Raw genomic sequence first — 26,096 nt, forward strand, 5'->3', positions numbered from 1 at the left:
CACCTCATGCATCGGAGCCAGCTCGGCGGCTTTATCATCGACTGCCAGACCGACGATATCGAAGCGGCGTCCCAGTTCTGGGGCGCCGCTCTCGGTATGCAGCCCGGCCCGGGCAGCGAGCCCGGTCAGCCGGGCTATGCCGGCTATGTGCGGCCGCATAACGGGCTCAACATCGAGGTCCAAGCGGTCGAGCATGCGAGCCGCATCCATATCGACATCGAGACCGACAATATCGAAGCCGAATGCGCCCGGCTGGAACGGCTGGGCGCCAAGCGCATTAAGGCGGTACGGGACTGGGTGGTGATGGAGGCGCCGACCGGCCAGCGCTTCTGCATCGTCCCGGCGTTCCGCGAGAACTTCCGCAAGGAAGCCAATATCTGGGAGTAGCCCCCTGGGAGGTGCAGGATGCACAAGAGCCAGCTCGCCGGCTTCATCATCGACTGCAAGACCGATGACTTGAACGCCGCGGCGGATTTCTGGGCCGCGGCCCTGGGTTTCAAGCGCGATCCGGCGGATACGCCGGCGCATACCAGCTACGTCCACTTCGAAAAGAACGACCCGAACGGCCTCCACATCGAGGTGCAAAAGGTCGACCACGAAAGCCGGGTTCACATCGACATCGAAAGCGACGACATCGAGGCGGAAGTGGCGCGGCTGGAGAAGCTCGGTGCCAAGCGCCTGAAGAAGATCGAGACCTGGGTGGTGATGGAAGCCCCGACCGGCCAGCGCTTCTGCGTGGTCCGCGCCAAGCGCGGAAACTTCGCCACGGAAGCCAACGTCTGGAAGTAGGCTTCGTCACTGACGCGTGCAGGCCTGCGCCGTCCCGTCGAGCTCCAGTCCCGAGAGGATCGCGGTAAAGCCGCGTTGGGCGGCATCGCGACAGACTGCATCCCAGTCCCGGATCTCGTTGCGGTACTCGATCTGGAACACGGCCTTCTTCGCGTCGGCGAAGGCCGCAAAGCCGTCGCAGTCCCGCTGGGCGGCGCAATTCTCGATGACGGCGAAGTCGAAGCTGTCGGCGAGGTCCGGCACGAGCTCGGCGGCGTTTTTCAGGCCGATGGCAAGACCGCGGGCATGGGCCGCCGCGGCGAGCCACAGATTGAAGTCGCGCTGGTCGTCCTTGGCGATGTCGAAGCCCGTCATATTGGTGAAGCCGTCGACATTGTCCGGATCGACCGCATCGCAGGCTTTCTCCACGGCATGGTCGAGGCGCGCTTCCAGGATCGGCGCCAGAACATCACGGCGGCGGACATCCAGCCAGCGCTCGCCGGGCCAGCCTTCGTAGTCGCGCCCCACCACCGCCGGCGGGAACTGCGCCGCGTCGGGCCGCCAGTCTTCGAGCGAACCCGCGCTGAAATAGCAGATGACGTAGCCGCCGGCGGCATGCAGCGCATCGATGGTGCCTTGCTCGGCGTCGAACAGGTCGAGCTCGTAGACGCCGACGCCGGACCGCGGCTCGAACTCGGGCCGGGACAGGCTGATCGCGAAGCCGGCGTCGGCCGGCGGCGGCTTGATCGATTCCGCATCCGCGGTGCCGGCCCCGAGCAGAAACGCGGCGAGGAGGAGGATTCTCATCAGGCGATCTTGCCGGATGCGGCGAGGCCTGACGAGCGGATCTCGGTCTCAGGCCAGGGCGGCGAGGGTCGGTACCCGCAGCCGTTCGCGCGGCAGCGTCACGGTCACGACGGTGCCCCGGCCGACCTTGCTGGCGATCGACAGGGTGCCGCCATGCATCTCGACCAGCGCCTTGCTGATCGCCAGTCCGAGGCCTGAGCCCTGGTGCTTGCGCGCATAGGTGGGCTCGACCTGCATGAAGGCCTCGGTCACATGCGGCAGGTCAGCCTCGGAAATGCCGATACCGGTGTCGCGGACCACGATCTCGACGCTGCCGTCGGCGGCGATGCCGCTGATAACCTCGACTTGACCGCCGGCCGGCGTGAACTTCACCGCGTTCGAAAGCAGGTTGAGCAGAATCTGGCGCAGGGCGCGCGCGTCGGCGCGCACCGTGAGCTCGCCCTGCGGCAGCTGCGTGCGCACGCTCACCCGTGGCGCGGCGGGCTGGGCGAAGCGGACGCATTCTTCCACCAGGCTCTTGAGGTCGACGACGCCTTCGGTGATGTCGAGGCGGCCGCTTTCGATCCGCGCGAGGTCGAGTACGTCGTTGACGATATCGAGCAGATGGGATCCCGCTTGATGGATGTCGGCGGCATAGCCGCAATAGCGGTCGTTGCCGATCGGTCCGAGCACCTGATTGCGGATCATGTCGGAGAAGCCGAGGACGGCATTCAGCGGCGTGCGGAGCTCATGGCTCATGTTGGCCAGGAAGGCGCTCTTCGCCTTGGTGGTCTGCTCGGCCATGGCGAGCGCCGCGCGGAGCTTGGCGTCGCCGGCCTTGCGTTCGGAGATGTCGCGGATGATGGCCTGGGTTTCGCCGCTGTCGAGCCGCCGGGTGCTGACTTCGATCGGGATGTTGCGGGAGCCGGGGCGGGCAAGGTGGCCCTCCCAGATGACGGTTGCCGATGGGTCAGCGGCGTCGGCCGGGTCCGTCCAGCCCGGAATGAGCTGCAGGATCGGGCGGCCCGCCAGTGCCGCGCGCTCGATGCCGGTCAACACTTCTGCGCGCTGGTTGGCGTCGATGATCCGGCCCTCGGCGTCGATCAGGAGGATGGAATCGGCAGCCTGCTGCAGCAACTGGCGATACTTCTCCTCGGAACGGCGCAGCCGGACGTGGGGCCATTGCACCGCCTCGACGAAGACCGCCCGGTAGATCAGGTAGGTGCCGGCGACCTTGTAGAGATGGCCGACGAAATTGTAGGCGTCGTGGACCGAGCTGTAGAGCGTCAACGCGGCCTCGCTGGCGACGAAGATCAGCAGGGCGGCCAGCAGCGGCGGGCTGCGGAACGTCGCGCCCGGCATCGCCCGGCGCCAAAACAGAACGGCTGTCGCCGCGAAGACGCCCATGACGGCGTATTCGGCGACGATCTTCGTGGTGGTGAGGCCCTGTCCCGCGATGAAGGTCCGCGGCAGCGCTTCCGGATGCCACAGCACGGCATAGTAGACCGCGCCGACGTAGCCCAGCCCGACGACGGCCGCCCAGAAGCGGAACCGTGGATCCGCCGGACGCTGCAGGATGCGCAGCGCGACGATCAACAGCGTCGCGGCACAGGCGAACCGCGCCGCGAGCCAGAAGGAGATCGCCTTCTCCGGCCCGGCGGGGGTCACCAGATCGGGCATTCCGGAATAGGAGAGCAGGTGGCCGAGGTCGAGCAGGCCGACCGCGAGGAATCCGGTCGCCATCAGCGTCAAGTCCGCGCTGCGCGTGTCCTGCATGGCATTCCAGCCGATCCCGGCGATCAGCACCGAGACTCCGACGGCGAAGAACTCCAGGAAGGTATGGACCTGCAGATACTGGTGAGAGTCGCGCAGGAAGGCGGGCGCGCTGATCACCGAAGCCATCGGCAGCGCGAGGACGGCAATGCCGGCCAGGATCAGCGCGCCGGTCGTCGTGCTTGGGAACTGGCGCCAAGGGCTGTCGCCGCCGAGTGACCTTGGTCGGTAGGACGCCTGCGAAAGAAAGGGCACGGTCGAAACAGAGCTCCGGGACGCAAGATCTTCGACATTCAAGGGTAAGAATTAAATCATCATTAACCCAAGCGACGTTGCGGTTTTTGTCGCGGGCAGCGCGCCGACCGGTCAGCTTGATGGAGATCAAGCCAAGGTCCGCGCGTCAATCGATGGGGCCCAAAACACTTCGGCCCGCGGGATCACTCCTGCGGGCCGACTGCCGATATTCGGGTGTGGTCGCGGTGAAGGCGACCGGAATTCAGGGAGGACTAATAGCCCTCGCGGTCCATGCGCTTGCGGAGAAGCTTGCGGTGGCGGCGGACCGCCTCGGCCTTCTCCCGCGCCTTGCGCTCGGAGGGCTTCTCGTAATTGCGGCGCATCTTCATCTCGCGGAAGATTCCCTCGCGCTGCATCTTCTTCTTGAGCGCGCGGAGGGCCTGATCGACATTGTTGTCACGAACGAGCACTTGCACTTTTGGCCAGACTCCTTTCCCGAATTTCGGCAGAAAACAGCAACGGGTGGACTCGAATCCACCCGAATGGAGGCGCTAGGTAGCACAAAGCTTTGGCCTTGTGAAGCCGTTCCGCAATGATTTCCAGCCGGTTCGCTCTTCCTAACCTGCTGAATCCAGCCCATATTCCCGTGGCAACCTGAGCGAGACCCGGATGGCCATCCTGAAGATCGCCCGCATGGGCCACCCCGTGCTGAAACGTCGCGCCGACCCGGTGGAGAACCCGACCAGTCCGGAAATCGCTCGTCTTATCAAGGATATGGAGGATACGCTGGCGGATGTCGGCGGGGTCGGGCTGGCCGCACCCCAGGTCCACGTGCCGCTGCGGGTGGTGATCTTCCATGTGCCCAAGGCCCGGATGGAGGCGGAAGACGGCGAGGCGCCGGCGATCGGGGTGCCGCTGACCTATCTCATCAACCCGGTCATAGAACCGCAGACCGAGGAGATGGAGGAGGGGATCGAAGCCTGTCTCTCGGTGCCGGGCCTGGCGGGGTCGGTGCCGCGCTTCCGGCAGATCCGCTATACCGGCGTCACCCCGACCGGCGAGCCGATCGACCGCACCGCCAGGGGTTTCCACGCCCGGGTGGTGCAGCACGAATGCGACCATTTGGACGGTGTCCTTTATCCGATGCGCATGACAGATCTCTCGAAACTTTCCTTCGTCGAGGAGCTTAAACGCTTTGCCGGCGAAGCGGCGGAGGACTGAGCCCATGGCTGAAGCTTATGACCGTGACGACGACCGCGCGCGCCTGCTGGAGGCGGCGCTGGATCATGTCGCCTTCGATGGCTGGAGCGAGACGGCTTTGCGCGCCGCCGCGGCGGATACCGGCATTCCGATCGAGCGGGCGCTGAACGCCTTTCCCGGCGGCGCCACCGAGCTCATCGCTTACCACAGCGAGACCGCGGATCGCCGGATGCTGGAGGCGCTGGAACTGGAGCCGCTTTCCGAGATGAAGGTGCGGGAGAAGGCGGCGCGGGCGATCCGGCTGCGGCTCGAGGCCAACTTCCGCCACCGCGAGGCGATCCGCGCGGCGCTGACCGCCTTGATGATGCCGCAGAACGCGGCCTTGTCGGCGCGACTCCTGTACAAGACCGTGGATGCGATCTGGTATGCGATCGGCGATCGCTCGACCGACTTCAATTTCTATACCAAGCGCGGGCTGCTCGCCGGCGTCTACACCGCGACCCTGTTCTATTGGCTGAACGACAAGTCGGAAGGTGCGGCCGCGACCTGGACCTTCCTCGACCGGCGCATCGCCGAAGTCATGAAGGTGCCGCAGATGCTCGGCAAGCTGACCCAGTTGACCGGCCGCCTGCCGCTGCCGCGCTCACCCTTCCGCCGCGCCTTCGGAACGGGGGCGCGCGGGCATTAGCTACCTCGACTTCGTCGGCGGCGTGCCGCCGATCCGCGCCGACATGTCTCGCGCGGCATCGAGCAGCGTCTGCTTGTAGCGACGGTGGTTCTGGTGCCCGTCCTCTCGCGGGGTCAAGAGGCATAGGGTGGCGACGCAGCTCCTCGCCTCGTCATAGACCGCAGCGGCGAAGCAATGGGTGAACTTGCCGCTGTCGTTGGAGTGGAAGCCCTCGACCCGGGCCGCCTCGACCTCCTTCAGGAAGGTCTTCTCGCTGATGCGCCGGCCGTTCGGGAGATCGAAGTCCGCTTTCGGAATAGCCTTCAGGATTGCGTCGTTGCCGAGATGCGAGACCAGCAGCCGGCCGGACGCGGTCCAGGGCAAGGGCACCGGCTCGCCGACCCCGGAACTGATACGGAAGGTCTGCTCGCCCTCCTTCATCTGGGCGACGACGTACTTGCCGTTCTCGACCACGCAGAACTGCGCGGTCTGTCCGGTCTCGCTGGAGAGCCGGGCGAGGTAGCCGTCGGCCAGCCGCATCACATCGAACTGGTTGGCGTGGCTCAGGCCAAACAGATAGAGCCGGCGGCCGAGGAAGACGCGGCCGTCGGCGTCGGCGGGTTCCAGGATGCCGCGGTTGAGCAGCACGCCGACGATGTCGTAGGTGGTCGATTTCGGCGCATTCAGCGCGACCGCGATCTCGTTCGGGCGGAGCGGGCGCTTCGCCTCATGCAGGTGATCGAGGATCTCGAAGGCCCGATCGATGCCGCGGGTGCGGCTGCCGGTCTCGGCGGTGGCGGTTTTTTTCGCGGGCGGCATGTTCAGAATTTCGCGTTCTTCAGGAACTCGGCCAGGCGCTTCGATTGCGGGTTGCGGAAGATCTCTTCCGGCGCGCCCTGTTCCTCGATTCGCCCCTGGTTCATGAAGACTACACGCCGCGAAACCTCATAGGCGAATTTCATTTCGTGGGTCACCAGCAGCATGGTCATGCCGTCGGCGGCAAGGCTCTTGATCACGTTCAGGACTTCGTTCACCAGCTCCGGGTCGAGCGCCGAGGTCACCTCGTCGAACAGCATGACCTTCGGGTTCATGGCGATGGCGCGGGCGATGGCGACGCGCTGCTGCTGCCCGCCGGAGAGCTGGCCGGGATAGTGGTTGCGCCGCTCGGCCATGCCGACCCGCTCCAGCCATTTCTCGGCGATGGCGACGGCTTCGGCCTTGGGCAGCTTCTTCACCTTGAGCAACCCCAGGGTCACGTTGCCGAGCGCGCTCATGTGCGGGAAGAGGTTGAACTGCTGGAACACCATGCCGGTCATGGCGCGCTGGCGGGCGATCTCGCTCTCCTTGCGGCGTCGGCGCTCGGGTGTCGCGGTGTAGCCGATCTCCTCGCCGTCGATCCGGATGCTGCCCTGCTCGAAGTCCTCCAGCAGGTTGACGCAGCGGAGCATGGTGGTCTTGCCCGAGCCGCTGGAGCCGATCACCGAGACGACGTCGCCGGTCGCCATGGCGAGATCGACGCCTTTGAGGACCTCGATCTCCTTGAACTTCTTGTGCAGGTCCTGGATTTCCAGAACCGGGGTTTCGGCGACGGGCTGGGACAACGCGGACTCCGGACGGGATCAGGAAGGCAAGGCGATGCGGCGCTCGACGACGCGGCCGAGCCGCTCGATCGCGAAGCAGATCAGGAAATAGATGAGCCCGGCGAGGAAGTAGAATTCCAGCGGCCGCGGCTTGATGGCGATGATCTGCCGCGTGGTCAGCATCAGCTCGACGACGCCGATCACCGCGAGCAGGGTCGAGGCCTTGACCAGCTCGGCGGCGGTGTTGATCCAGGCCGGAAGCGCCTGGCGCAGAGCCTGCGGCGCCAGGACGTAGATGAAGCTCTGCCGGAAGGTGAGCCCGATCGCCTTGGCGGCTTCGGTCTGGCCTCTCGGCAGCGCCAGCAGGGCACCGCGCAGGTTCTCGCCGACATGGGAGCTGCAGAAGACGGTGAGCGCGATCAGGCCGGCCTGGAAAGGGGTCAGCTGAATCACCCCGGAGAGCAGGTAGTAGCAGGCCAGGATCAGCACGAAGACCGGCGTGCCGCGCACGTATTCCAGGAAGACGCGGGTGACGAAGCGCTGGGCCCGGCCGCCATAGACCAGGCTCAAGGCGACGCCGATCCCGAGCAGGGTGCCGAGGACGATGGCGATCCCGGAGATGACCAGCGTCATGCCGACGCCCTCCATCAGGGCGTAGCGCGCGATCCAGAGGTCGGAAAAGAAGCGGGCGAGATCCATCAGGCCCCCCTCAACGCGGAATCGCCAGGCGCCGCTCGGCAAAGCGCAGACCGGCGGCGATCAGGTAGCAAGCGGCGACATACATGAGGCTGCAGACCGACCAGACCTCGATCACCCGGAAGGTGTTGTTGTTAATCTGGCGCGCATAGAAGGTGAGCTCCGGCACCGCGATCGCCGCGGCAACCGAGGTGTCCTTGAACAGCGAGATGAAATTGTTGCTCAAGGCGGGCAGGGCGTTGCGGACCATCACCGGGATGATGATCCAGATCCGGGTCCGGCTCTCGGTCAGCCCGATCGCGAGCCCGGCCTCGCGCAGGCCCTTCGGCAGCGCCAGCAAGGCGCCGCGATAGACCTCGGTGAGGTAGGCGCCGGCATAGATCGAAAGCGTGCCGGCGAAGGCATGGACCTTGTCGATCCGGACGCCGAGCTGCTGCGGCAGCACGAAGAAGGCGACCAGCATCAGGAAATAGATCGGCAGATTCCGGATCGTGGTCACGTAGACCGCGGCGATCCGGCGCAAGGCGGTGTTCCTGGAAGTCATGGCGAAGGCCGCCACCAGGCCGATCAGGTTTCCCACCAGCAGGACCGAGACCAGCGCCATGCCGATCCCCAGCGCGAGGCCGGAGAGCAGCAGGTCGAAGTCGCGCCAGACCGGTGCGAAATTCAGCTGATAACCCAAGGTGACGGCCCTCGCCCGACCTCGCGTTACTTATACTCGACCGGGAAGCCGATCGCCGGCACCGGCAGGTCGACGCCGAACCACTTCTTGAACGAGGCCTGGTAGACCGGGAAGTCGACGCCAGTCATCGCCTCGTGCAGCACGGTGTTGACGAAGTTCAGCCACTGCTGGTCGCCGCGCTTGACCGCGCAGGAATAGCTCTGCGGGCCCCAGCCGTAGCCGGAATCGACATACTTGCCGGGATTCTTCACGACCAGCCATTGAACCGAGGACTGATCGGTGGCCGAGGCGTCGGCCTGGCCGCTGTCCAGGGCCTGGTACATGAGATCGACGCTTTCATACTGGTCGACCTTCGCTTCCGGCAGGGCGGCGTGGACCATGTCCTCGGCATAGACGTTCTGCAGCACCGAGACGACGGCGCCGGAGCCCGCCTTCTTCAGATCATCGAAGCTCTTGTATTTGCCGTCGGCCTTGAGCAGCAGGCCGACGCCTTCGCGGTAGTAGGGAATGGTGACGGCGACCTGCTGCGCGCGCTCGGCGGTCACGGTCATGAACTGGCAGGTGATGTCGACCTTGCCGGTGGTTACGTTCGGGATCCGCGCGTCGGACGACTGCTCGACGAACTCGATCTTGCTCGGATCCTTGAACAGACCGGCGGCAATCATCTTGGCGATGTCGATGTCGAAGCCGACCAGGTTGCCCTGCTCGTCCTTGAAGTGCCAGGGCGCGTTGGTGCTGCCGGTGCCGACGATCAGCTTGCCGCGGGCAAGCACATCGTCGAGCAGGCTCTTCTCCTGGGCGATCGCCGCCGGCGCTGCGATCGCCGTCAATGCCGCTGCGGCGGTGAGGCCGGTCAGCGTCTTGCGCAAGGTCTCGAACATTGGCTGTCTCCCTGTGTCGCTGTTCGTTTGGTTCCAACCCAATGGAACTATGTACATGATAATGGACGTGTGACTATCGTATGACGGTCGGAGACGAGTCAAGACGAAGCCGGCGCGAAGCAGCGCCGGGCGAACCAACGCCGTCATGGCCGGGCTCGACCCGGCCATCTTTCGATGTTTGTCGCGAGATGCCCGGGTCAAGCCCGGGCATGACGGGTGGGGGCGTGACTACGCCTGGCTGTCGACCGTCATCAGCATGTCGATCTGCTCGCCGTCGCTGGAGAGCGGCAGCAGCAGGCGGGCATAGTTGTGGATGCGGCGAACGGAATCGATTTCGACCTTGTGCAGCAGCGGGCGCCGCTCACGGACGCATTGCTCATAGTGCTCATGCACCATGGCGCCGAATTGCGGCGGCTGGAGGTCGAGGGGCCTTAGACGCGTCAGTTCCGTGCCGAGGATGTTGCCGATCCAGGTGCCGGCGAGACGGAAGCGGAAATCGAGGCCGCCGTTGGGACCACGCAGGACATCGACCAGCTTCACCCGCGGCAGCGCATCCATGAACTCGCTGGGATCGATGGCGCTGCGAGGCGGCGCGAAGCGGTCGCCGCGCTTCTGGTTCCAGTAGCGCAGGATGGCGACCAGGTCGGGATAGGCGGGATCGCCGGCCGTGCGCTCCTCGGAAGACACCCGGGCGTCACGTTCGTAGCGCTCTGGAAAGCTGCGATCTGAGGACCCTTGCGCCATCGTTTCGTCGTTTCCGCCAAACCCCGTCGGTCGCATCGCCGCATGAGAGGGGATGTCCGTCCCGATTCTTTCACAAATTCCTAGGCATGGGTAAAGTTTCTGGCTTGCCCCACACCTGAAGATGCGCTCTCTGCGGGGAAAAATGGCGACAATTTGCGATGAATGCTGGGTGCGGCGAATGCCGAGCGCCCGCGACACACGCCTGTAACAGCCTGCCACTAGCCTGCGCTCGACGGCCGATTCCGGCCGGTGAACAGCTCAGCTCGGCGGGGAAAGATGAAAATTCAGGCGATCAATCGCGCGACCCGGTTCTTCGGCGCCAGCATCTTGGCGCTTGCGGCGGGTGCTCTCGTCGCGCCGGCCGCATGGGCGGTCGAAGCGCAGTCGGTGACCTTGGAGGGCGCCGCCTTCGTCAACAAAGGCCTGGTCGGCGTCGGCCGTGTGCCCGCCGATGCGAAGGACAAGCTGGGCGACACCCTGGGCGGCATCGGTTCCGGCATGGCCGCGGACCTCTCCAAATGGAAGCGTGAGGGCGACAAGTATACCGGCGTCTTCTACATGCTGCCCGATCGCGGCTGGAACACCGAAGGCTCGGTTGACTTCCAGGGACGACTGCAGAAGTTCTCGATCGAGTTCACGCCTTACAGCGGCAGCGAAGTCGCACCGCAGACCCAGCTGAAGCTCAGCTACGACGACGCCATCCTGCTGCATGAAGCTGACGGCAAACCGACCACCGGCCTCGACGCGACGGAAGTGCGCAAGGCGGCGAATGGATTCCCGGATCTCCCCAGCGCCGCCGGAAAGATCACCGTCGATAATGAAGGCGTCGCGCTGAGTGCCGACGGCAGCTTCTGGATCAGCGACGAATACGGGCCCAACATCTATCACTACACCGCCGATGGCACGCTGCTCGCCGCGATCCAGCCGCCGGCGGCCCTGGTCCCCATGCGGGGCGGGGTGGAGAACTTCGCCTCCAACAACCCGCCGAAGGGCGGCGCCGCGCCGAAGCCGAAGAATCCCGAACTCGGCCGCCAGAACAACCAGGGCCTCGAAGGCCTCAGCATGAGCAAGGACGGCAAGCGGCTCTACGCGCTGCTGCAGAGCGCCGCGATCCAGGACGGCGGCGAGGGCGGCTCCAGCCCGAAGCGGTTCAACACCCGCTTCCTCGCCTATGACATCGCCGATGCCAAGGCGCCGAAGCTCGCCGCCGAATACGTGGTGCAACTGCCGCGCTTCAAGGACGCCAAGGGCAAGCAACTGGTCGCGGCGCAAAGCGAGATCCTGGCCCTGGACGATCACCGCTTCCTGGTGATCGCGCGGGACAGCGGGCATGGGCAGGGGTTGAAGGATTCGGACTCGGTTTATCGCGGCATCGATCTCTTCGATACGAAGGGTGCCACCAACATCGCCGGCACCGATTTCGACAAGACGAAGCCGGTGGCGCCGGGCGGCGAACTCGATGCCGCGGTCACGCCGGCAAAGTATGCCCGCTTCATCGACATGAACGACAACGCGCAGCTCGGCCGCTTCGGCCTGCACAACGGCGCGCCGAACGATGCCAACGCGCTCTACGAGAAGTGGGAAGCGATGGCGCTGCTGCCGGTGCTCGATGACGCGGCGCCGAACGACTATTTCCTGGTGGTGGCGAGCGACAATGACTTCCTGACCCAGAACGGATCGATGCAGGGCCAGCCCTACAAAGACTCGTCGGGCGCCAATGTCGACAACGTGGTGCTGGTCTACCGCGTCACGCTGCCGGAGGGAATGGAGCCGCTCTGAGCGGCGATGACTCTGGCTCCGTGGAGCCTTGAGAAGTTTGAACTAGCGTGAATTCGGCATCTGCCCTCTCATGCACCGCCGTGGGAGGACAGATGGTCACGATGCATGGGGTGTTCGACCTGAAGCCGGGGATCGAGGCCGGTGAGTATCGTGCCGCCTTCGAAGCCTTTTGCCAGCACTTGCGCGGGCAAGGCTATGTCACCGGCTGGTCGTTCATGCGACGCTCGCCGCACGCCGGGTATGATCGAAGACCACCGGGAGCGGCCTACCATGTCGGTATCGACTTCCCGGATCGGTCCCGGGCGGAAGCTTGCTATCGCTATGTTGCGGCGAACGACGAACCTCTGCGTTCGCTCCATGTTGCGATGAATACGAAGGTGGTCGCGGCGACGACGCAGTTCTTCCTGCTCGAAGCGGTTCCGGCCGGGGATGGCCGGCCTACTGGAAATATGTGAAGCGAACGATGCGGCGGTCGGCCATCATGGCGACGGCTTCGCCTTCATTGGGCCGGGTCCGGCGGAATGTCAGCTTGCCCCGCACGCCGTCGTTGCAAGCGATCTCGCCCGTGCCTTGCTGCGGTTGGATCTTCATGTCGTAAACGAGGGTATAGTTGCAGATCAGGCCGCTCTTGACGGCATCCGCCGTGACGGCCCTGAAGGGCACACCTTCGCCATTTGCACATTCGGAACGGCCGGTTCCGTGCGTGGCGCTGTCGAACCAGAATTGTCCAGTGCAGGTCGCACCGGTGGCGTCGAGCGCCGGTGGCGCGGCGACGTCCCGGGAGAGGGACTTCAACAGGCAACAGTCCTCCGAGGGAGCGCTGCAAGCGGTTACCGCCAATCCCAGGGCGAGGACGGCGAAAGCTGCGCTGCGCATGGCGGGCATTCCGCGCCTCACCGCCGGTCGTCGCCGTTGCGCACCCCGGCCTTGGGCAGGAGGCGGGTGTAGTGGCCCATCTTGCGGCCGGGGCGGGCCTCGGTCTTGCCGTAGAGGTGGAGCTTCACGGTCGGGTCGTTCAGGAGCTCTTTCCAGCCGTTCACGTCGTCGCCGATCAGGTTCTTCATCACGGCGTCGGAATGGCGCTCGGTCGAGCCCAAGGGCAGGCCGCAGACCGCGCGCACGAACTGCTCGAACTGGCTGGTGACGCAGCCGTCGATGGTCCAATGGCCGGAATTGTGCGGCCGCGGGGCGAGCTCGTTGACCAGCACCTCGTCGTTATGGGTCACGAACATCTCGACCGCGAGGAGGCCCACGAGGCCGATCTCGTTGGCGATGTGGCGCGCGATCGCCTCGGCGCGGCCGGCCACTGCCTGAGAAATGCGCGCCGGCACCAGGGTTACGTCGAGGATGTGGTTCTTGTGCTGGTTCTCGACCGGCTGGTAGATCGCGGTGGCGCCGTCGGGGGCGCGGGCGACGATCACCGAGATTTCGCGCACGAAATCGACATAGGCCTCGAGGATGCCGACCTCGCCACCCATCTTCACCCAGGCCTCGAACAGGTCCATATCGCCGTCGATGCGGACCTGGCCCTTGCCGTCATAGCCGAACTCGGCAGATTTCAGGATCGCCGGGCGGCCGAGCGCCTTCACCGCGGATTCCAGGGCCTCCTGGCGCCCAACGTCGAGAAACTTGGTGGTCGGTACGTTGATCGACGCCAGGAACCGCTTCTCGCGCAGGCGTTCCTGGGTGAGGTAGAGCACGTTCGGCTTCGGCCGGGTCGGTTTCAGCGCCGCCAGATATTCGGTGGTCGACGAAGGGATGTTCTCGAACTCGAAGGTGACGACATCGACGCTCTCGGCAAAGGCCTTCAGCGCCGACTTGTTGTCATAGGCCGCGACGGTGTTGTGCCAGGAGACATGCGAGGCGGGTGAATTGCGGTCCGGGCAGAAGGTGTGGACGCGATAGCCGAGGCGGGCGGCCGCCATCGCCGTCATGCGGCCGAGCTGGCCGCCGCCCAAGATCCCGATCACGCCGCCGGGCGCGATGACCTGGTTCTCATCGGCGGTTTTCGGACCGGCGGGGTTCATCGTGTTCAATGCGCCCCCGCTCCTGGAGAAGCATGGGCCGACGCCCCGTGGGCCGAAGCATGCACCGGATGATGCGCGACCTCGGCGGTCTGGCGCTTACGGTAGGCTGTGAGCTTGGCCGCGAGCTTCGGATCGGAGAGCGCCAGGATCGAGGCGGCGAGCAGGCCGGCATTGACCGCGCCGGCCCGGCCGATCGCCAGGGTCCCGACCGGCACGCCGGCCGGCATCTGCACGATCGAGAGCAGGCTGTCCTGGCCCTTCAAGGCGGCGGATTCGACCGGCACGCCCAGCACCGGCAGGTCGGTCAGCGAGGCGGTCATGCCGGGCAGATGCGCGGCGCCGCCGGCGCCGGCGATGATCACCTTGATACCGCGGGACTTGGCGGTTTCGGCATAGTCGATCATCCGGCGCGGGGTGCGGTGGGCGGAGACGATCCGGGTCTCATGGGGGACGCCGAGCTGCTCCAGGATGGTCGCGGCATGGTGCATGGTCTGCCAGTCCGACTGGCTGCCCATGATGATCCCGACCAAAGGCCGACTGGAGGAGGATCGACGCGGCGCGCGGCGCTTCGCCGCAGCGTTGCGTTCCATGGGGGAACGAACCGAGGCTTTTTTCAGCTCCGGCTTTTTTGACGCTTTGGCGATGGCCATGTCCTCGATCCACTCCCGACGGCGAAGGCGGGATTATAGGTAGCGAACCCAGGAACACAAGCCAAGCATTTGACGGCACTGGATTATTGCGCGCCGCCCGGGCCCATGGCGCGGCGCGCTCGAATCGCGCATCATCCTGGCGGTGGCATTCGAAACCGGATGGCCGCCGAGGCTGCAATTTTTGCCGGGGTTAAGCCGCTGTTAACTACGGTCGAATAGGATTTCTGTGCTGAAATTCCGCCGGGCATCCGTGGGGTGCATCCCTGTGGTAGGGGGGCGGGGACGAGACAGGTAACCGGGGTCGGAAGACCGCCTCGGGCCAGAACGGGCAGCTCCACTGCGAAAGGTTGGGGCGAGGCGGCAGGATGAGAGTTCGTGAAAAGGCGATACCCGGCGCAGGCGCGGTGGTCGGACCCCGTCCGGTCGCCAAGGTTGCGAAGAAGAGCGCCGCCGAATCCGTCGCCAAGACCGAGGACGTCTCCCACGCCGAACCGGTCGACACCGCCACGTTCCTGGGCCTGACCGAAACCGAGCTTTCGCCTGCGGTTCGCGCTGCCCTGCAGACCCTGTTGGATGAAGTCGCGCATCTGCGCGACGAGCTGCAGCGGACCCGCAAGCGCATCAACCATCTAGAGCGCCTCGCCGACGAGGATGCGATGCTGCCGATCGCCAACCGCCGCGCCTTCGTGCGCGAGTTGACGCGGCTCATTTCCTATTCCGAGCGCTATGGCTCGCCGGGCTCGGTGCTCTATTTCGACTTGAACGGCATGAAGGTCATCAACGACCGCTTCGGCCATGCCGCGGGTGACGCGGTGCTGCAGCATTTCGCGACCCTGCTGGTCAACAACGTCCGCGATTCCGACGTGGTCGGTCGCCTCGGCGGCGACGAGTTCGGCGTCATCCTGGCCCAGGCCGATCGGCCGCAGGCGGAAGAGAAGGCGCAGCACCTGCTCGACGTGATCAAGGTCTCGCCGATGGTCTGGGAGGGTAACGAGATCACGCTCTCCTGCGCGGTCGGCATCCACCAGTTCTCCAGCGAGCAGTCGGCCGACGACGCGCTCAGCCAGGCCGATGCCTCGATGTATAAAGAGAAGAAGAAGCACTACGAAGGCAAGCCGCCGCGCGGCGGCACGGGCGAAAGCTAGCTCAGCGTCCTGGGATAGAATCTCCATCCTTGTCACATACTCGGTCGTCATCCCAAGGCCAAGCTTTGGCATGACTGGCTTGTCTGTATGAGCAGCTGAGACAGCGCGGCGCTAACCGTACCTAGAATTTATCGATCACCGTGATGCCGGCGCCGGTATAGCCGTTCATCGCCGCCAAGGCCGCGCCGGCCTCCACCAATGAAATCGTGTGGGTGACCAGCCGCGCCGGGTCGAGATGGCCGGCGGCGATCATCTCGAACAGCGCGGGAAAGCGGCTCGCGGGAATGCCGCGCGTGCCCATGACGCTGATCTGGCGCGAATAGACCAGCTCCAGCAGCGGAATGGTCGGCTCGGCGTGGCGGCCCAAAGGCATACCGATCTGCACATGACGGCCGAGCTTCCTCAAGCCACGGATCGAGTTGTGGAAGGTCGCGGTGATTCCAAGCGCATCCAGCGACACATGCGCGCCGCCGTTGGTCGCCTCACGGACAGCGGCGCCGACATCGGCGATGCCGGAGACATTGAGAGTCTTGGTGGCGCCGAGCGCTTGGGCCAGGGCCAGCGCATCCTCGTTGACGTCGATGGCCAGGACCGAAGCGCCGATCGCGTTTCCGATCAGTAGCGCCGAGAGGCCGACGCCGCCGGCGCCATGGATCGCCAGCCATTCACCCGGCTGTAGCTTGGCGCGATCGACGACGGCGCGGAACGAGGTGGTGACGCGGCAGCCCATGCCGGCCGCCGCGGTGAAGCCGATCGTCTCCGGCAGCTGCACCACGTTGAAATCGGCGCGCGGCACGGCGATGCGTTCGGCGAAGGCGCCCCAGGAGGAAAAGCCGACCACATGCTGGTGATTGCACACCGTCGGATCGCCGCCGACGCAGTCCGGGCATCGGCCGCAGGCGAGGATGAAGGGCGCGGTGACGCGGTCGCCGCGCCGGAAGCGCCGGCAGTCGCGGCCGACCTCTTCAACCACGCCGGCAAATTCATGCCCGGGGACGTGCGGCGCCGAGACGTCCGGATCGGCGCCGGTCCAGGCATGCCAGTCGGAACGGCAGACGCCGCAGGCCTTCACGCTGACGATGGCGCCATCGGGCGGGCAGGCGGGTTCGTCGACATCGCGGACGACGAGGGGCTTGCTAAAGGTCGCGATGACGGCGGCGCGCATGATGTTCTCTCTTCTTCTGACGGGACTATAGGCAGACGCGCGCGCCGTCACTTAGGTCTGATGATCCACGCCCCCGCCAGCACCATCAGCGCGATTACCGTCGGGCCGATCGCGACCCAGGAGCCGCCGGCGGCGATGGCGGCGCTGCCGGCCCAGGCGACCGAGGAGAAGGCTTCGGCGAACGTTGCGATCCGCGACGAGGTCTGGCGGCGGCGGAAATAGCGGCGCTTGGCCTGGCTGCGAAACCAGACCTGAATCAGGGTCGAGGAAGTGGCCGCGACGGCGATGCCGACGGCGACGATGCCGGCAATCTTGAGCGAGCGCCCCGCCATGGCGATCAGGAAAGGCGCGAAGACCAGCATGATCGCCAGCAGCACCGACTGCACCTTGGCGAGAATCATGCGGCGCTCGGTGATCGGCGCCGAGGCGATCAGATCCGGCGCGTCCTCGCCGGAGACTGCCAGCCAGGCCAGGCCGCCGCCGAGCTGACCCGCCGCCATGGTGAGCACCGGCGCCAGCACGATCAGCGCGCCTTGCGTTTCGCCGTACGAGCGCCAGAGGAAGATCGCCGGTGGAATAAGGTAAAGGAGCTGCATCAGGCTCTGCGAGGCGAGCCAGGGATCGCGCAGCAGCAGCACCCATTCCTTGCGGCGCAGCAGCTGCGCGCTGCTGCTCTGGCGGAAGCGGCCGAGGAAGAGCGTGGTGAAGCCGACGCGCGTGCTGTGGCCGAGCGCGTGATCGGCGCTGGCGGCCGCCATGGCGTAGTCGCCGAGCCGACCGGCCAGCAGCAGCACCGGCACGGCGAAGATTGCGGTGCCAATGATCAGGACGCCGATCAGCGGAATCGGATCGCCGAGGATGGCGCGGGCCGGCAGCCAGAACGGGCTGTCGAGGTCCGGCGCATGGGCAATCACCGATTCCGAATGGAAAAAGGCCGATTGCGACATGGTGCCGATCGAGACGATGGCCACCACCTGGATCGCGATGATGAAGGCCGAGCCGATCACCGCCGCGACGATCTGGGCGGCGAGCCGTGTGCGCCTTGCGCCCATCAGATCGAACAAGGCCGAGGTCAGGACCAGCGCGATGCCCGAGGCGCCGAGGCCGCCGGCGATGGCGACGCCATAGCCGCAGAGCCAGCGCGGCCCGCCTTCGAAGGTGAGCACGTTGATGAAGGGACCGGCTACGAAAACCGTCATGGCGCAGGTCGAGGTGGCGACCGAGAGCACGCGCAGGCCAAGCACGCGGCGCAGCGAGACCGGTGAGGATTTCAGCAGATCGAGATCGCCGCGGCCGTAGAACAGGCGCGTCACCTGTTCGAGCGCCTGGGACAGCATCAGGAAAAAGGCGAGGCCGATGCTGCCGGTGATCGCGGTGAGGGATCCGATGCCGGCGCCGAGGCCGATCCCGGCGTAGCGCGCCACCATGCCCCAGGCGATGACATGCATGATGATTGCGACGACCAGCAGCCAGATCACCACCGAGCGGCCGCGCCAGCGATAGCCGGCGGTCATCAGCCAGATGAGGTCGCGCCAGGAGAGGCGGCTTTCCTGCCGCGCCAGCCAGACCAGCGAGCGCGGATGCGTCGCAGCTCCATTCATCGTGCAGGCTCTTCGTCGGAGACCAGGGTGAGGAACACGTCTTCGAGGCTGGTGTCGCCGAGCTTGGATCCGGCCTGGTGCCGCAGCTCGTCCAGCGTGCCCTCGGCGATCAGCTTGCCGCGGGAGATGACGCCGATCCGTTCGGCCATGCGCTCGGCGACTTCCAGAATATGGGTGGTCATGATGACGGTCCGGCCCTGGCGCACTTTCTCCAGCAGCACGTCCTTCACCAGCCGCGCGGCACGCGCATCGAGGCCGGTCAGCGGCTCGTCGAGGATGATCAGCTTCGGGTCGTGGACCAGGGCGCCGGCCAGGGCCACCTTCTGCCGCATGCCCTTGGAGAAGCCTTCGCAGCGTTCGTCGGCGTTCGGCGCGAGCTCAAGCCAGCGCAGCAGGTCGCGTGCATTGGTCTCGGCCAGTTTCGGATCGACGCCCCAGAGTCCGGCGACGAAGGCGAGGTATTCGAGCGGGGTCAGCTTGTCATAGATCATCGGCTCGTCGCTGACCCAGGCGGTGATCTGCTTGGCGGCGTTCGGCTGGGCCAGGGCATCGATGCCGAAGATGGAAACGCTGCCGGCATCCGGCTTCATCAGCCCGGCGACCATCCGGAGCGTCGTGGTCTTGCCGGCGCCGTTCGGGCCGAGCAGGGCGTAAAACTCGCCGCGCCGGATCATGAGATCGAGCCCATCGACCGCCGGCCGCTGGAAGACCTTGCGCAGGCCGTTGACGGCCAGCGCGCTTTCAGACCCACCGCCGCCTCGGTTCGAATCCATTTCCCGCACGATCATGCTGTCGCTCTCAGCCCAGAATGCCGGGTCCATTGAGCCCTGTCACTATTGCCAAGCCCTTAACAAGGTTTGCAATTGTGCCGTCCCGACGGTCCGAAGTAACTTCCGCAGCGCCGGAGTGTTGTTTCGGTCTCGGGCGGCAGGGCGGGCGCGAATGGCATCTTTCAGTCTCTGGGTGTTTCAGCATTTCTGGAATGCCTACGGCGCCATCATCGGCACGGCCCTGCATGTGGGCTTGGCCGTGGCCGTCACCGTTCATGTCCTGCTGCACAAGCGCGACGTCGCCGCGGCGATCGGCTGGATGGGGCTGGCCTGGCTCTCGCCGATCATCGGCCCCGCGCTCTACTGGATGTTCGGCATCAACCGGGTCCGGCGGCGCGCTTATCGGATCAGCCGGCGCTATGCCGCGCGGCGTCCGCCGCCGCCCCCGATCGGCGCCTTGCGCAGCGAGAAATACGCCGCCTTGGAGCGGGCGGTCGGCGTCCTGACGCGTCGGCCGACGCTGGCCGGCAACAGAGTCACCGCGATGCGGAACGGCGACGAAGCCTATCCGGTGATGCTGCAGGCGATCGCCGAAGCCAGGATAACCATCGGCCTGTCCAGCTACATCTTCACGGCGGACGAGGCCGGGACGCCGTTCATCGAAGCGTTGATCGCGGCCAAGCGCCGTGGCGTCGAGGTCCGCGTGATCATCGACGGCGTGGGCAGCGGTTACATCTTCTCGATGGCCGTGTTCCGGCTGCAGCGCGGCGGCGTCAAGGTTGCCCGCTTCCTGCATTCCTGGCTGCCCTGGCGGATGGCCTTCCTCAATCTCCGGAACCACAAGAAGATCCTGGTGGTGGACGGCAAGCGCGGGTTCATCGGCGGTCTCAACATCGGCGCGGAAAACCTGAAGGCCTGCGATCCGAGAACCGCAGTGCGCGACATGCATTTCGAGGTGCGTGGTCCGGTGGTCGAGCAGATCACCGAGGCCTTCGTGACCGATTGGGAGTTTGCCACCGGCGAGGAGCTCCGGGGGCTGACCTGGTTCCCCGAAAGCCCGCCCTGCGGCCCGGCCTTGGCGCGGGTGGTGACATCCGGCCCGGACCAGGACCTGGAGAAGATCGAATTCATGTTCCTGCAGGCGATCGGTTCGGCGCAGCGCTCGATCAAGATCATCACGCCCTACTTTCTGCCCGACGAGCGTTTGGTCGCGGCGCTGGAACTCGCCGCCATGCGCGGCGTCGATGTGGACATCGTGATCCCGGAAAACAGCGACCACAAGATCATGGACTGGGCGGTGATGGCGCATATCGCGCCGCTGCTGGTCGCCGGCGTCCGGGTCTGGCGCGCGCCGCAGCCCTTCGAGCATTCCAAGCTCATGACCATCGACGGCGGCTGGTCGCTGGTCGGCAGCGCCAACTGGGACCAGCGCAGCCTGCGGCTCAACTTCGAGCTCAACATGGAGATCTATGACCCGGACTTCTCCGGCCTGCTCTCGGAGAAGATCGCCGCGCGTCAGGGCAACGAGGTCACCCTGAAATGGCTATACGCGCGCCCGTTCCTGGTGCGGTTGCGCAACCGCGCGGTCCGGCTGCTGCTGCCCTATCTCTAAGGCGCCGGCGCCAGTTCCATCCGGATCGGATGGTGGTCGGAGGGACCGCGGTCGAGCACGGTCGGGTGGTGGCAATGCAGCTGGCGCACGAAGCAGCGGTCGAGCCGAGTGCGGTATTTGTGCGTGCGCTCGCGCGGGCCCGCGTCGTGGAAGCCCTGGAGCCGGATCTGCCCGACCGCGTTGTAGTCGCCGATGATTGCCGCCGGTCCGTGCAGCCGGTCGGCCGCGGTGCGCAACTGGCGGCGATTCAGCAATTGGCCGTGCGAGAGATGCACGTTGGCGAAGTCGATCGCCTTCACCCGCAGCAGCTGCGCCAGGCGCGGCGGCACCCGGCCGGGCAGGTTGGAGCTCGGCAGCTCGACGAAGCCCGGTTCCGGGATCTCGTGCGGTGTCCAGGCGCCCAGGCCATAGACCCGCTTCGGCAGGGGCAGGAAGTGGAAGTGGCCGCCGACCAGCTCGGTCAGATGCGCGAGCGAGGATTTCGCCTCCTGCATCAACAGCAGGTCCGGATGCTCCGCCTCGATCAGCGCGGCGAGATGATCCCGCACCGCGCCGCCGCGATGCCAAAGATTCCAGCTGATGACTTTCAAGGTCGTCTACCCCTGCCCCTTCGGTATCAACCCGGGCGTCGACCTGGCGTTCCGCAGCCTGCGGATCGGCCTCGGCTTCAGCTGGCCCTAACGACGACGTGTTTCTTCTTGCCGAAGGACAGCTTGATGACGCCCTCGGCGTTGCGGTCGGCCAGCGATATCTTCCGGTTCTCGTCGGCGATGGTCTCGTCGTTCAGTCTGGCGCCGGCGCCCTTGATGATCCGGCGCGCCTCGCCGTTCGAGGCGGCGAGCCCCGCCCGCACCAGCAGGGCGAAGGCCGCGATGCCGGCTTCGAGCTCCGCCTGCGGGACCTCGATCACCGGCAGATCGGCGCCGAGACCGCCTTCGACGAAGGTCTTCTGCGCGGTGGCCTGGGCGGCTTCGGCCGCTGCCGCGCCGCGGCACATCCGCGTCGCTTCGTTCGCCAGCACGATCTTCGCGGCGTTGATCTCGGAGCCCTGCAGCTTTTCCAGTCGCGCGACTTCGGCTTCCGGCAGGTCGGTGAACAGGCGCAGGAAGCGCCCGACATCGGCGTCTTCGACGTTGCGCCAGAACTGCCAGTAGTCATAGGCGGGCAGCTTCTCCTCGTTGAGCCAGACCGCGCCGGAGGCGGTCTTGCCCATCTTGGCGCCGGAGGCCAGCGTGATCAGCGGCGTGGTCAGGCCGTAGAGCTCCAGGTCATCGACCCGGCGCCCGAGCTCAACGCCATTGACGATGTTGCCCCATTGATCCGAGCCACCGATTTGCAGCTTGCATCTGAAGCGCCGCGCCAGCTCCAGGAAGTCGTAGGCCTGGAGGATCATGTAGTTGAACTCGAGGAAAGTCAGCGGCTGCTCGCGCTCCAGCCGGATCTTCACCGAATCGAAGGCCAGCATGCGGTTGACCGAGAAATGCCGGCCGTAATCACGCAGGAAGTCGAGATAGTTCAGCTTGTCGAGCCAGTCGGCGTTGTTGACCATGACCGCATCGGTCGGGCCGTCGCCGAACTTCAGGAACTGGCCGAAGACCTTCTTGATGCCCTCGATGTTGCGGTTGATGTCCTCGGCGGAGAGCAGCTTGCGGCTCTCGTCGCGGCCGGTCGGGTCGCCGACCTTGGTGGTGCCGCCGCCCATCAGCACGATCGGCTTGCCCCCGGTCTTCTGCAGCAGGCGCAGCATCATGATCTGCAGCAGCGAGCCGACATGCAGCGAATCCGCCGTGGCGTCGAAGCCGATGTAAGCCACCAGACCGCCCTTCGCCGCCGCTTGGTCGAGCTCCTCGATCGCGGTGCATTGGTGCAGGAAGCCGCGGGCGATAAACTCCCGCAGGAACTCGGATTTCGGCTGGAAGGTCGTGGACATCGGTCTGGCCTGGATTTGAATGCGGCCGTGGTTTAACACGGGGCTGAACCCTGATTCTAGAGGTCAAGATGACCGAAGCGATATGGGCCATCGGCCTGATGAGCGGCACCAGCGGCGACGGCATCGACGCCGCGCTGCTCCGGACCGACGGCGCGCGGATCGTCGAGACCGGGCCGGGGATCGGCGAAGCTTATGAGCCGGCATTCCGCGCCCGCCTCAAATCCGCCTATGGGCATTGGGACCCGCCGGCCGGGCTGGAGCGCGAGCTGACCGAGCGCCATGCCGCGGTGGTGCTGCGCCTGGTGGCGCAGGCCGGCATGCGTCCGGGCGAGATCGGCGTGGTCGGGTTCCACGGCCAGACCATCCTGCACGAGCCGGAGAAGCATCGCACCCGGCAGATCGGCGACGGCGCGCAGCTGGCGGCGCTGACCGGCATCCCGGTGGTGAACGATTTCCGCAGCGCCGACATGGCGGCGGGCGGCGAGGGCGCGCCGCTGGCGCCGGTCTATCACCGCGCGCTGGCGGCCGGGTTGGAGAAGCCGGTCGCGATGCTCAACATCGGCGGCGTCTCCAATGTGACCTTCATCGGCGACGGTGATCAGCTGATCGCCTTCGACACCGGGCCCGGCAATGCGCTGATCGACGACTGGGCGTTGCGCCATACCGGCGAGCCGGTCGATCGCGACGGCGCGCTGGCGCAGAACGGACGGGTCGATGAAGCCGCGGTCGCGCGCTTTCTTGAGAATCCGTTCTTCAAGCGCGCGGCGCCGAAGTCTCTCGATCGCGATGCGTTTAAAGCATTTTCACTCGGCGCGCTGTCGGCGGCCGATGGCGCGGCGACCTTGACGGCGATCACCGCGGCGTCGATCGCGGCCGGCATCGCGCAGCTGCCGCAAGCGCCGAAACGCTGGCTGGTCTGCGGCGGCGGCCGCCACAACCCGGTGCTGATGGAAGCGCTCCGCACGCGTCTCGGCGCGGTCGATCCGATCGAGGCGATCGGCTGGGACGGCGATCTCGTCGAGGCCCAGGCCTTCGCGCTGATGGCGGTGCGGTCGCTGCGCGGGCTGCCGATCAGCTTTCCGGGGACGACCGGCGTCAGAGCGCCGACGACCGGCGGCCGGCTGCACCGTCCGCCGACCCGGGCTGCAAGAACCGGTTGATCAGCGCGCCGAACGGGCCTTGGCCGCCGCTTCCGGGATGGCGGTTTCGAGATAGGCGTCCACCGCGCCGGCGAGCTGGTCGAGATGCTCGTTGAAGAAATGCGAGGCGCCCGCGATCACCTTGTAGTCGATCTTGATGCCGCGCTGGTGGCTGAGCTTCTGGATCAGCTTGCCGACCGCTTCCTGCGGCACGACCGTGTCCTGGTCGCCCTGGATGATCAGGCCGGAGGACGGGCAGGGGGCGAGGAAGCTGAAATCATAGACATTGGCCGGCGGCGCCACCGAGATGAAGCCGCTGATCTCCGGCCGGCGCATCAGGAGCTGCATGCCGATCCAGGCGCCGAAGGAGAAGCCGGCGATCCAGCACTGTGCCGCGTTCTGGTTCCAGCTCTGCAGCCAGTCCAGAGCCGCCGCCGCGTCGCTGAGCTCGCCCTCGCCGCGGTCGAACTTGCCCTGCGACCGTCCGACCCCCCGAAAGTTGAAGCGCAAGACGGAGAAGCCCTGGCGCTGGAAGCTCTGGTAGAGCGAATAGACCACCTTATTGTTCATGGTCCCGCCGTGCTGCGGGTGCGGGTGCAGCATCAGGGCAATCGGCGCGTTCGGAGTCGCGCTCTGCTGATAGCGGCCCTCGAGGCGGCCTTCCGGCCCGTTCAGAATGATTTCCGGCATTGGGTGTGAATTTTCTTTACTTGCAATAAGTTAGGCGGCCGGTCGGGCCGCCCGGGATTGGCTCGGTATTACCTTACTCGGATTTAGGGTCTTCCCATTCCTTGCAGGGCTGCTCTGCCACGCTAATTCTTGACCAGGTTAGTCGGGGATACTATATGTCCGCCAGGAATCGCGACGATCTCTCGCGAGCAGATACCTGAGCAGCACCATCCACTTAAGCCCGGCGGCGCGACAGTAAACACGATGGCACTCGGAATTTTCAAGCGGATTGCGGAAGACGTGGACGCCACGATGGCGCGGGACCCCGCGGCGCGCTCGCGCCTGATGGTGATCCTGGCCTATCCCTGCTTCTGGGCGGTGCTCAGCCACCGGGTGGCGCACCGTATCTATAAGGCGCGCCTTTACACCCTGGCGCGGCTGATCTCCCAGTTCTCCCGCTTCCTGACCGGAATCGAGATCAACCCGGGCGCCCAGATCGGCCGCCGGCTGTTCATCGACCACGGGATGGGCGTGGTGATCGGCGAAACCGCGATCGTCGGCGACGATGTGACCCTCTATCACGACGTGACCCTGGGCGGCATCTCGCCCTCGATCAACTCGGCCTCGCAGGTCAATGTGAAGCGCCACCCGACCCTGGAAGACGGGGTGATCGTCGGTGCCGGCGCCCAGATCCTGGGCGACATCGTGGTAGGCCGGAATGCCCGCGTCGGCGCCAATGCGGTGGTGGTTCGCGACGTGCCGCCGGGCGTCGCCGTGGTCGGTATCCCCGGCCGCGTGGTGAAGCCCAAGGACGCCTGCAAGGATTTCGATGCCTACGGCATCCCCGGTCGCGAGCTTCCCGACCCGGTCGCGCGCGCGATCGACGGTTTGCTCGACCATATTTCCCGGCTGCAGGCGCGGGTCGCCGCGCTTGAAGCCGAAAAACTGAATGGCGTGCATACGAATGGAAATGGTGCGCCTGCATTCCCGGACGGAGAGGACGACCCGAAGGCCTTGGCCATCGGCGACTATCCGCCGAGAAGCCCCCTGTAAGGAGAACCTGCCGTGAGACTGAGCACGAAGGGACGTTACGCCGTGATGGCGCTGGTGGATCTTGCCGGCCACAGCAACGGCCGGCCGGTCGCCCTGGCCGACATTTCCGGGCGCCAGGAAATCTCGCTCTCCTATCTGGAGCAGCTGTTCGCGAAGCTCCGGCGCGCGGGCCTGGTGAAGTCGGTGCGCGGTCCGGGCGGCGGTTACCTGCTGGCCCGCAGCGCCGAGGACACGCGCATTTCGGACGCGATCATGGCGGTCGATGAACCGATCCGCGCGACTCGCTGCAAGCCGAATTCCGGCACCGGCTGTCACAGTGACAAGAGCCGCTGCCTGACCCACGATCTCTGGGAAGAGCTTTCGCACCAGATCCACATCTTTCTCAATTCGGTCTCGCTCGCCGATGTCTGCGAGAAGCGTGTGCTCGGTCGCTCCGGCGCGGTGAAGGCCGACGGCGTCGACGCCGTCATCACCCCGGTTCCGACCAATGGCGCGACGCCGCCCAATCCGGGCAGCAGCACGCCCGTGGCCGCGGAGTAGAAGCA

General features: G+C 66.0%; 29 protein-coding genes. 11 read left to right on the forward strand and 18 right to left on the reverse strand.

Going from position 1 to position 26,096, the window contains the following annotated elements:
* The first annotated feature begins 6 nt into the window (after positions 1–6).
* Positions 7–387 (forward strand): VOC family protein, encoded by a 381-nt coding sequence (locus tag ACYQ4T_RS05165; RefSeq protein WP_459851208.1) that lies wholly within the window; start codon positions 7–9, stop codon positions 385–387.
* Positions 388–405: 18 nt separating this feature from the next.
* The gene (locus tag ACYQ4T_RS05170; RefSeq protein ID WP_459851209.1) at positions 406–789 is read left to right on the forward strand and encodes a VOC family protein; all 384 of its coding nucleotides are present in this window, start codon (positions 406–408) and stop codon (positions 787–789) included.
* A 6-nt stretch (positions 790–795) separates the two neighbouring features.
* On the opposite strand, the gene ACYQ4T_RS05175 is transcribed toward ACYQ4T_RS05170, so the two are convergent.
* The 3 genes from ACYQ4T_RS05175 to rpsU form a co-directional block, all read right to left on the reverse strand.
* Positions 796–1,575 (reverse strand): endo alpha-1,4 polygalactosaminidase, encoded by a 780-nt coding sequence (locus tag ACYQ4T_RS05175; protein ID WP_459851210.1) that lies wholly within the window; start codon positions 1,573–1,575, stop codon positions 796–798.
* A 48-nt stretch (positions 1,576–1,623) separates the two neighbouring features.
* Positions 1,624–3,582, reverse strand: a complete 1,959-nt coding sequence (locus ACYQ4T_RS05180; protein WP_459851211.1) for an MASE3 domain-containing protein — start codon at positions 3,580–3,582, stop codon at positions 1,624–1,626.
* Between the two features lie 251 nt (positions 3,583–3,833).
* The gene (gene rpsU, locus ACYQ4T_RS05185) at positions 3,834–4,037 is read right to left on the reverse strand and encodes a 30S ribosomal protein S21 (RefSeq protein ID WP_028099002.1); all 204 of its coding nucleotides are present in this window, start codon (positions 4,035–4,037) and stop codon (positions 3,834–3,836) included.
* A gap of 193 nt (positions 4,038–4,230) precedes the next feature.
* Between rpsU and def the strand changes: the two genes are divergently transcribed.
* Positions 4,231–4,782: a peptide deformylase gene (gene def / locus ACYQ4T_RS05190; protein ID WP_459851212.1), complete on the forward strand. Its 552-nt coding sequence runs from the start codon at positions 4,231–4,233 to the stop codon at positions 4,780–4,782.
* Positions 4,783–4,786: 4 nt separating this feature from the next.
* Entirely contained in the window at positions 4,787–5,449 is a 663-nt protein-coding gene (locus ACYQ4T_RS05195) for a COQ9 family protein (RefSeq protein WP_459851213.1), read from the forward strand.
* Here ACYQ4T_RS05195 and ACYQ4T_RS05200 read toward each other — a convergent pair whose 3' ends face one another.
* From ACYQ4T_RS05200 to ACYQ4T_RS05225, 6 genes are all read right to left on the reverse strand, one after another.
* Positions 5,450–6,247, reverse strand: coding sequence for an IclR family transcriptional regulator (locus ACYQ4T_RS05200; RefSeq protein ID WP_459851214.1), 798 nt, complete (start codon positions 6,245–6,247; stop codon positions 5,450–5,452). It lies immediately after the preceding gene.
* 2 nt (positions 6,248–6,249) lie between these two features.
* Positions 6,250–7,029, reverse strand: coding sequence for an amino acid ABC transporter ATP-binding protein (locus tag ACYQ4T_RS05205; protein ID WP_459851215.1), 780 nt, complete (start codon positions 7,027–7,029; stop codon positions 6,250–6,252).
* Between the two features lie 18 nt (positions 7,030–7,047).
* Positions 7,048–7,707 carry an amino acid ABC transporter permease gene (locus tag ACYQ4T_RS05210; protein WP_459851216.1) on the reverse strand — a complete coding sequence of 220 codons (660 nt, stop codon included), beginning with the start codon at positions 7,705–7,707 and terminating at the stop codon, positions 7,048–7,050.
* 10 nt (positions 7,708–7,717) lie between these two features.
* The gene (locus ACYQ4T_RS05215) at positions 7,718–8,386 is read right to left on the reverse strand and encodes an amino acid ABC transporter permease (RefSeq protein ID WP_459851217.1); all 669 of its coding nucleotides are present in this window, start codon (positions 8,384–8,386) and stop codon (positions 7,718–7,720) included.
* A gap of 26 nt (positions 8,387–8,412) precedes the next feature.
* A complete protein-coding gene (locus ACYQ4T_RS05220; protein ID WP_459851218.1) occupies positions 8,413–9,267 on the reverse strand; it encodes a transporter substrate-binding domain-containing protein in 855 nt (284 codons plus the stop codon).
* Positions 9,268–9,495: 228 nt separating this feature from the next.
* The gene (locus ACYQ4T_RS05225; RefSeq protein ID WP_459851219.1) at positions 9,496–10,011 is read right to left on the reverse strand and encodes a PAS domain-containing protein; all 516 of its coding nucleotides are present in this window, start codon (positions 10,009–10,011) and stop codon (positions 9,496–9,498) included.
* Positions 10,012–10,287: 276 nt separating this feature from the next.
* Here ACYQ4T_RS05225 and ACYQ4T_RS05230 point away from each other — a divergent pair, with 276 nt between their 5' ends.
* Positions 10,288–11,790, forward strand: a complete 1,503-nt coding sequence (locus tag ACYQ4T_RS05230; protein WP_459851220.1) for an esterase-like activity of phytase family protein — start codon at positions 10,288–10,290, stop codon at positions 11,788–11,790.
* A gap of 92 nt (positions 11,791–11,882) precedes the next feature.
* Positions 11,883–12,245, forward strand: coding sequence for a DUF6614 family protein (locus tag ACYQ4T_RS05235; RefSeq protein ID WP_459851221.1), 363 nt, complete (start codon positions 11,883–11,885; stop codon positions 12,243–12,245).
* On the opposite strand, the gene ACYQ4T_RS05240 is transcribed toward ACYQ4T_RS05235, so the two are convergent.
* Genes ACYQ4T_RS05240 through purE form a run of 3 tightly spaced genes read right to left on the reverse strand, consistent with a single transcriptional unit; the run spans position 12,229 to position 14,332 of the window.
* Positions 12,229–12,675 (reverse strand): hypothetical protein, encoded by a 447-nt coding sequence (locus tag ACYQ4T_RS05240; protein WP_459851222.1) that lies wholly within the window; start codon positions 12,673–12,675, stop codon positions 12,229–12,231. The genes ACYQ4T_RS05235 and ACYQ4T_RS05240 overlap by 17 nt on opposite strands.
* Before the next feature lie 8 nt (positions 12,676–12,683).
* A complete protein-coding gene (locus ACYQ4T_RS05245; RefSeq protein WP_459852036.1) occupies positions 12,684–13,817 on the reverse strand; it encodes a 5-(carboxyamino)imidazole ribonucleotide synthase in 1,134 nt (377 codons plus the stop codon).
* Positions 13,818–13,822: 5 nt separating this feature from the next.
* Entirely contained in the window at positions 13,823–14,332 is a 510-nt protein-coding gene (purE, locus tag ACYQ4T_RS05250) for a 5-(carboxyamino)imidazole ribonucleotide mutase (RefSeq protein WP_459851223.1), read from the reverse strand.
* Between the two features lie 500 nt (positions 14,333–14,832).
* Between purE and ACYQ4T_RS05255 the strand changes: the two genes are divergently transcribed.
* A complete protein-coding gene (locus ACYQ4T_RS05255; protein ID WP_459851224.1) occupies positions 14,833–15,612 on the forward strand; it encodes a GGDEF domain-containing protein in 780 nt (259 codons plus the stop codon).
* 121 nt (positions 15,613–15,733) lie between these two features.
* Here ACYQ4T_RS05255 and ACYQ4T_RS05260 read toward each other — a convergent pair whose 3' ends face one another.
* From ACYQ4T_RS05260 to ACYQ4T_RS05270, 3 genes are read right to left on the reverse strand one after another with little or no spacing between them, the layout of a single operon-like run.
* On the reverse strand, positions 15,734–16,777 hold the full coding sequence (locus ACYQ4T_RS05260) for a zinc-dependent alcohol dehydrogenase family protein (protein WP_459851225.1): 1,044 nt from the start codon (positions 16,775–16,777) through the stop codon (positions 15,734–15,736).
* 47 nt (positions 16,778–16,824) lie between these two features.
* Entirely contained in the window at positions 16,825–18,378 is a 1,554-nt protein-coding gene (locus ACYQ4T_RS05265) for a hypothetical protein (protein WP_459851226.1), read from the reverse strand.
* Entirely contained in the window at positions 18,375–19,151 is a 777-nt protein-coding gene (locus tag ACYQ4T_RS05270; RefSeq protein WP_459851227.1) for an ABC transporter ATP-binding protein, read from the reverse strand. Before ACYQ4T_RS05270 ends, ACYQ4T_RS05265 begins: the two co-directional genes overlap by 4 nt.
* A 169-nt stretch (positions 19,152–19,320) precedes the next feature.
* Between ACYQ4T_RS05270 and cls the strand changes: the two genes are divergently transcribed.
* Positions 19,321–20,760 (forward strand): cardiolipin synthase, encoded by a 1,440-nt coding sequence (gene cls, locus ACYQ4T_RS05275; protein ID WP_459851228.1) that lies wholly within the window; start codon positions 19,321–19,323, stop codon positions 20,758–20,760.
* On the opposite strand, the gene ACYQ4T_RS05280 is transcribed toward cls, so the two are convergent.
* Together ACYQ4T_RS05280 and tyrS are read right to left on the reverse strand one after the other, a co-directional pair.
* Positions 20,757–21,350 carry an endonuclease/exonuclease/phosphatase family protein gene (locus tag ACYQ4T_RS05280; protein WP_459851229.1) on the reverse strand — a complete coding sequence of 198 codons (594 nt, stop codon included), beginning with the start codon at positions 21,348–21,350 and terminating at the stop codon, positions 20,757–20,759. The two genes, cls and ACYQ4T_RS05280, sit on opposite strands and share 4 nt — an antisense overlap.
* Before the next feature lie 77 nt (positions 21,351–21,427).
* Entirely contained in the window at positions 21,428–22,690 is a 1,263-nt protein-coding gene (tyrS, locus tag ACYQ4T_RS05285; RefSeq protein WP_459851230.1) for a tyrosine--tRNA ligase, read from the reverse strand.
* 68 nt (positions 22,691–22,758) lie between these two features.
* Here tyrS and ACYQ4T_RS05290 point away from each other — a divergent pair, with 68 nt between their 5' ends.
* Positions 22,759–23,850 carry an anhydro-N-acetylmuramic acid kinase gene (locus ACYQ4T_RS05290; protein WP_459851231.1) on the forward strand — a complete coding sequence of 364 codons (1,092 nt, stop codon included), beginning with the start codon at positions 22,759–22,761 and terminating at the stop codon, positions 23,848–23,850.
* Here the strand turns inward: ACYQ4T_RS05290 and ACYQ4T_RS05295 are convergent, their stop codons facing one another.
* Complete coding sequence (locus tag ACYQ4T_RS05295) at positions 23,851–24,519, reverse strand: alpha/beta hydrolase (RefSeq protein ID WP_459851232.1); 669 nt, start codon at positions 24,517–24,519, stop codon at positions 23,851–23,853. It lies immediately after the preceding gene.
* Between the two features lie 243 nt (positions 24,520–24,762).
* Here ACYQ4T_RS05295 and cysE point away from each other — a divergent pair, with 243 nt between their 5' ends.
* Positions 24,763–25,551 carry a serine O-acetyltransferase gene (gene cysE, locus ACYQ4T_RS05300; protein ID WP_459851233.1) on the forward strand — a complete coding sequence of 263 codons (789 nt, stop codon included), beginning with the start codon at positions 24,763–24,765 and terminating at the stop codon, positions 25,549–25,551.
* 12 nt (positions 25,552–25,563) lie between these two features.
* The gene (locus ACYQ4T_RS05305; protein WP_459851234.1) at positions 25,564–26,091 is read left to right on the forward strand and encodes an Rrf2 family transcriptional regulator; all 528 of its coding nucleotides are present in this window, start codon (positions 25,564–25,566) and stop codon (positions 26,089–26,091) included.
* The last annotated feature ends 5 nt before the right edge of the window (positions 26,092–26,096 follow it).

The sequence above is a fragment of the Dongia sp. agr-C8 genome, assembly GCF_054658695.1.

Coding starts and splice junctions, on each gene's coding strand:
- ACYQ4T_RS05225 (WP_459851219.1), bottom strand. CDS start 10,011: ATGGCGCAAGGGTCCTCAGATCGCAGCTTTCCAGAGCGCTACGAACGT.
- ACYQ4T_RS05165 (WP_459851208.1), top strand. CDS start 7: ATGCATCGGAGCCAGCTCGGCGGCTTTATCATCGACTGCCAGACCGAC.
- ACYQ4T_RS05255 (WP_459851224.1), top strand. CDS start 14,833: ATGAGAGTTCGTGAAAAGGCGATACCCGGCGCAGGCGCGGTGGTCGGA.
- ACYQ4T_RS05265 (WP_459851226.1), bottom strand. CDS start 18,378: ATGAATGGAGCTGCGACGCATCCGCGCTCGCTGGTCTGGCTGGCGCGG.
- cls (WP_459851228.1), top strand. CDS start 19,321: ATGGCATCTTTCAGTCTCTGGGTGTTTCAGCATTTCTGGAATGCCTAC.
- ACYQ4T_RS05200 (WP_459851214.1), bottom strand. CDS start 6,247: ATGCCGCCCGCGAAAAAAACCGCCACCGCCGAGACCGGCAGCCGCACC.
- def (WP_459851212.1), top strand. CDS start 4,231: ATGGCCATCCTGAAGATCGCCCGCATGGGCCACCCCGTGCTGAAACGT.
- tyrS (WP_459851230.1), bottom strand. CDS start 22,690: ATGTCCACGACCTTCCAGCCGAAATCCGAGTTCCTGCGGGAGTTTATC.
- ACYQ4T_RS05170 (WP_459851209.1), top strand. CDS start 406: ATGCACAAGAGCCAGCTCGCCGGCTTCATCATCGACTGCAAGACCGAT.
- ACYQ4T_RS05175 (WP_459851210.1), bottom strand. CDS start 1,575: ATGAGAATCCTCCTCCTCGCCGCGTTTCTGCTCGGGGCCGGCACCGCG.
- ACYQ4T_RS05240 (WP_459851222.1), bottom strand. CDS start 12,675: ATGCCCGCCATGCGCAGCGCAGCTTTCGCCGTCCTCGCCCTGGGATTG.
- ACYQ4T_RS05230 (WP_459851220.1), top strand. CDS start 10,288: ATGAAAATTCAGGCGATCAATCGCGCGACCCGGTTCTTCGGCGCCAGC.
- ACYQ4T_RS05195 (WP_459851213.1), top strand. CDS start 4,787: ATGGCTGAAGCTTATGACCGTGACGACGACCGCGCGCGCCTGCTGGAG.
- ACYQ4T_RS05210 (WP_459851216.1), bottom strand. CDS start 7,707: ATGGATCTCGCCCGCTTCTTTTCCGACCTCTGGATCGCGCGCTACGCC.
- ACYQ4T_RS05235 (WP_459851221.1), top strand. CDS start 11,883: ATGGTCACGATGCATGGGGTGTTCGACCTGAAGCCGGGGATCGAGGCC.
- purE (WP_459851223.1), bottom strand. CDS start 14,332: ATGGGCAGCCAGTCGGACTGGCAGACCATGCACCATGCCGCGACCATC.
- ACYQ4T_RS05270 (WP_459851227.1), bottom strand. CDS start 19,151: ATGGATTCGAACCGAGGCGGCGGTGGGTCTGAAAGCGCGCTGGCCGTC.
- ACYQ4T_RS05220 (WP_459851218.1), bottom strand. CDS start 9,267: ATGTTCGAGACCTTGCGCAAGACGCTGACCGGCCTCACCGCCGCAGCG.
- ACYQ4T_RS05245 (WP_459852036.1), bottom strand. CDS start 13,817: ATGAACCCCGCCGGTCCGAAAACCGCCGATGAGAACCAGGTCATCGCG.
- ACYQ4T_RS05290 (WP_459851231.1), top strand. CDS start 22,759: ATGACCGAAGCGATATGGGCCATCGGCCTGATGAGCGGCACCAGCGGC.
- ACYQ4T_RS05295 (WP_459851232.1), bottom strand. CDS start 24,519: ATGCCGGAAATCATTCTGAACGGGCCGGAAGGCCGCCTCGAGGGCCGC.
- ACYQ4T_RS05260 (WP_459851225.1), bottom strand. CDS start 16,777: ATGCGCGCCGCCGTCATCGCGACCTTTAGCAAGCCCCTCGTCGTCCGC.
- cysE (WP_459851233.1), top strand. CDS start 24,763: ATGGCACTCGGAATTTTCAAGCGGATTGCGGAAGACGTGGACGCCACG.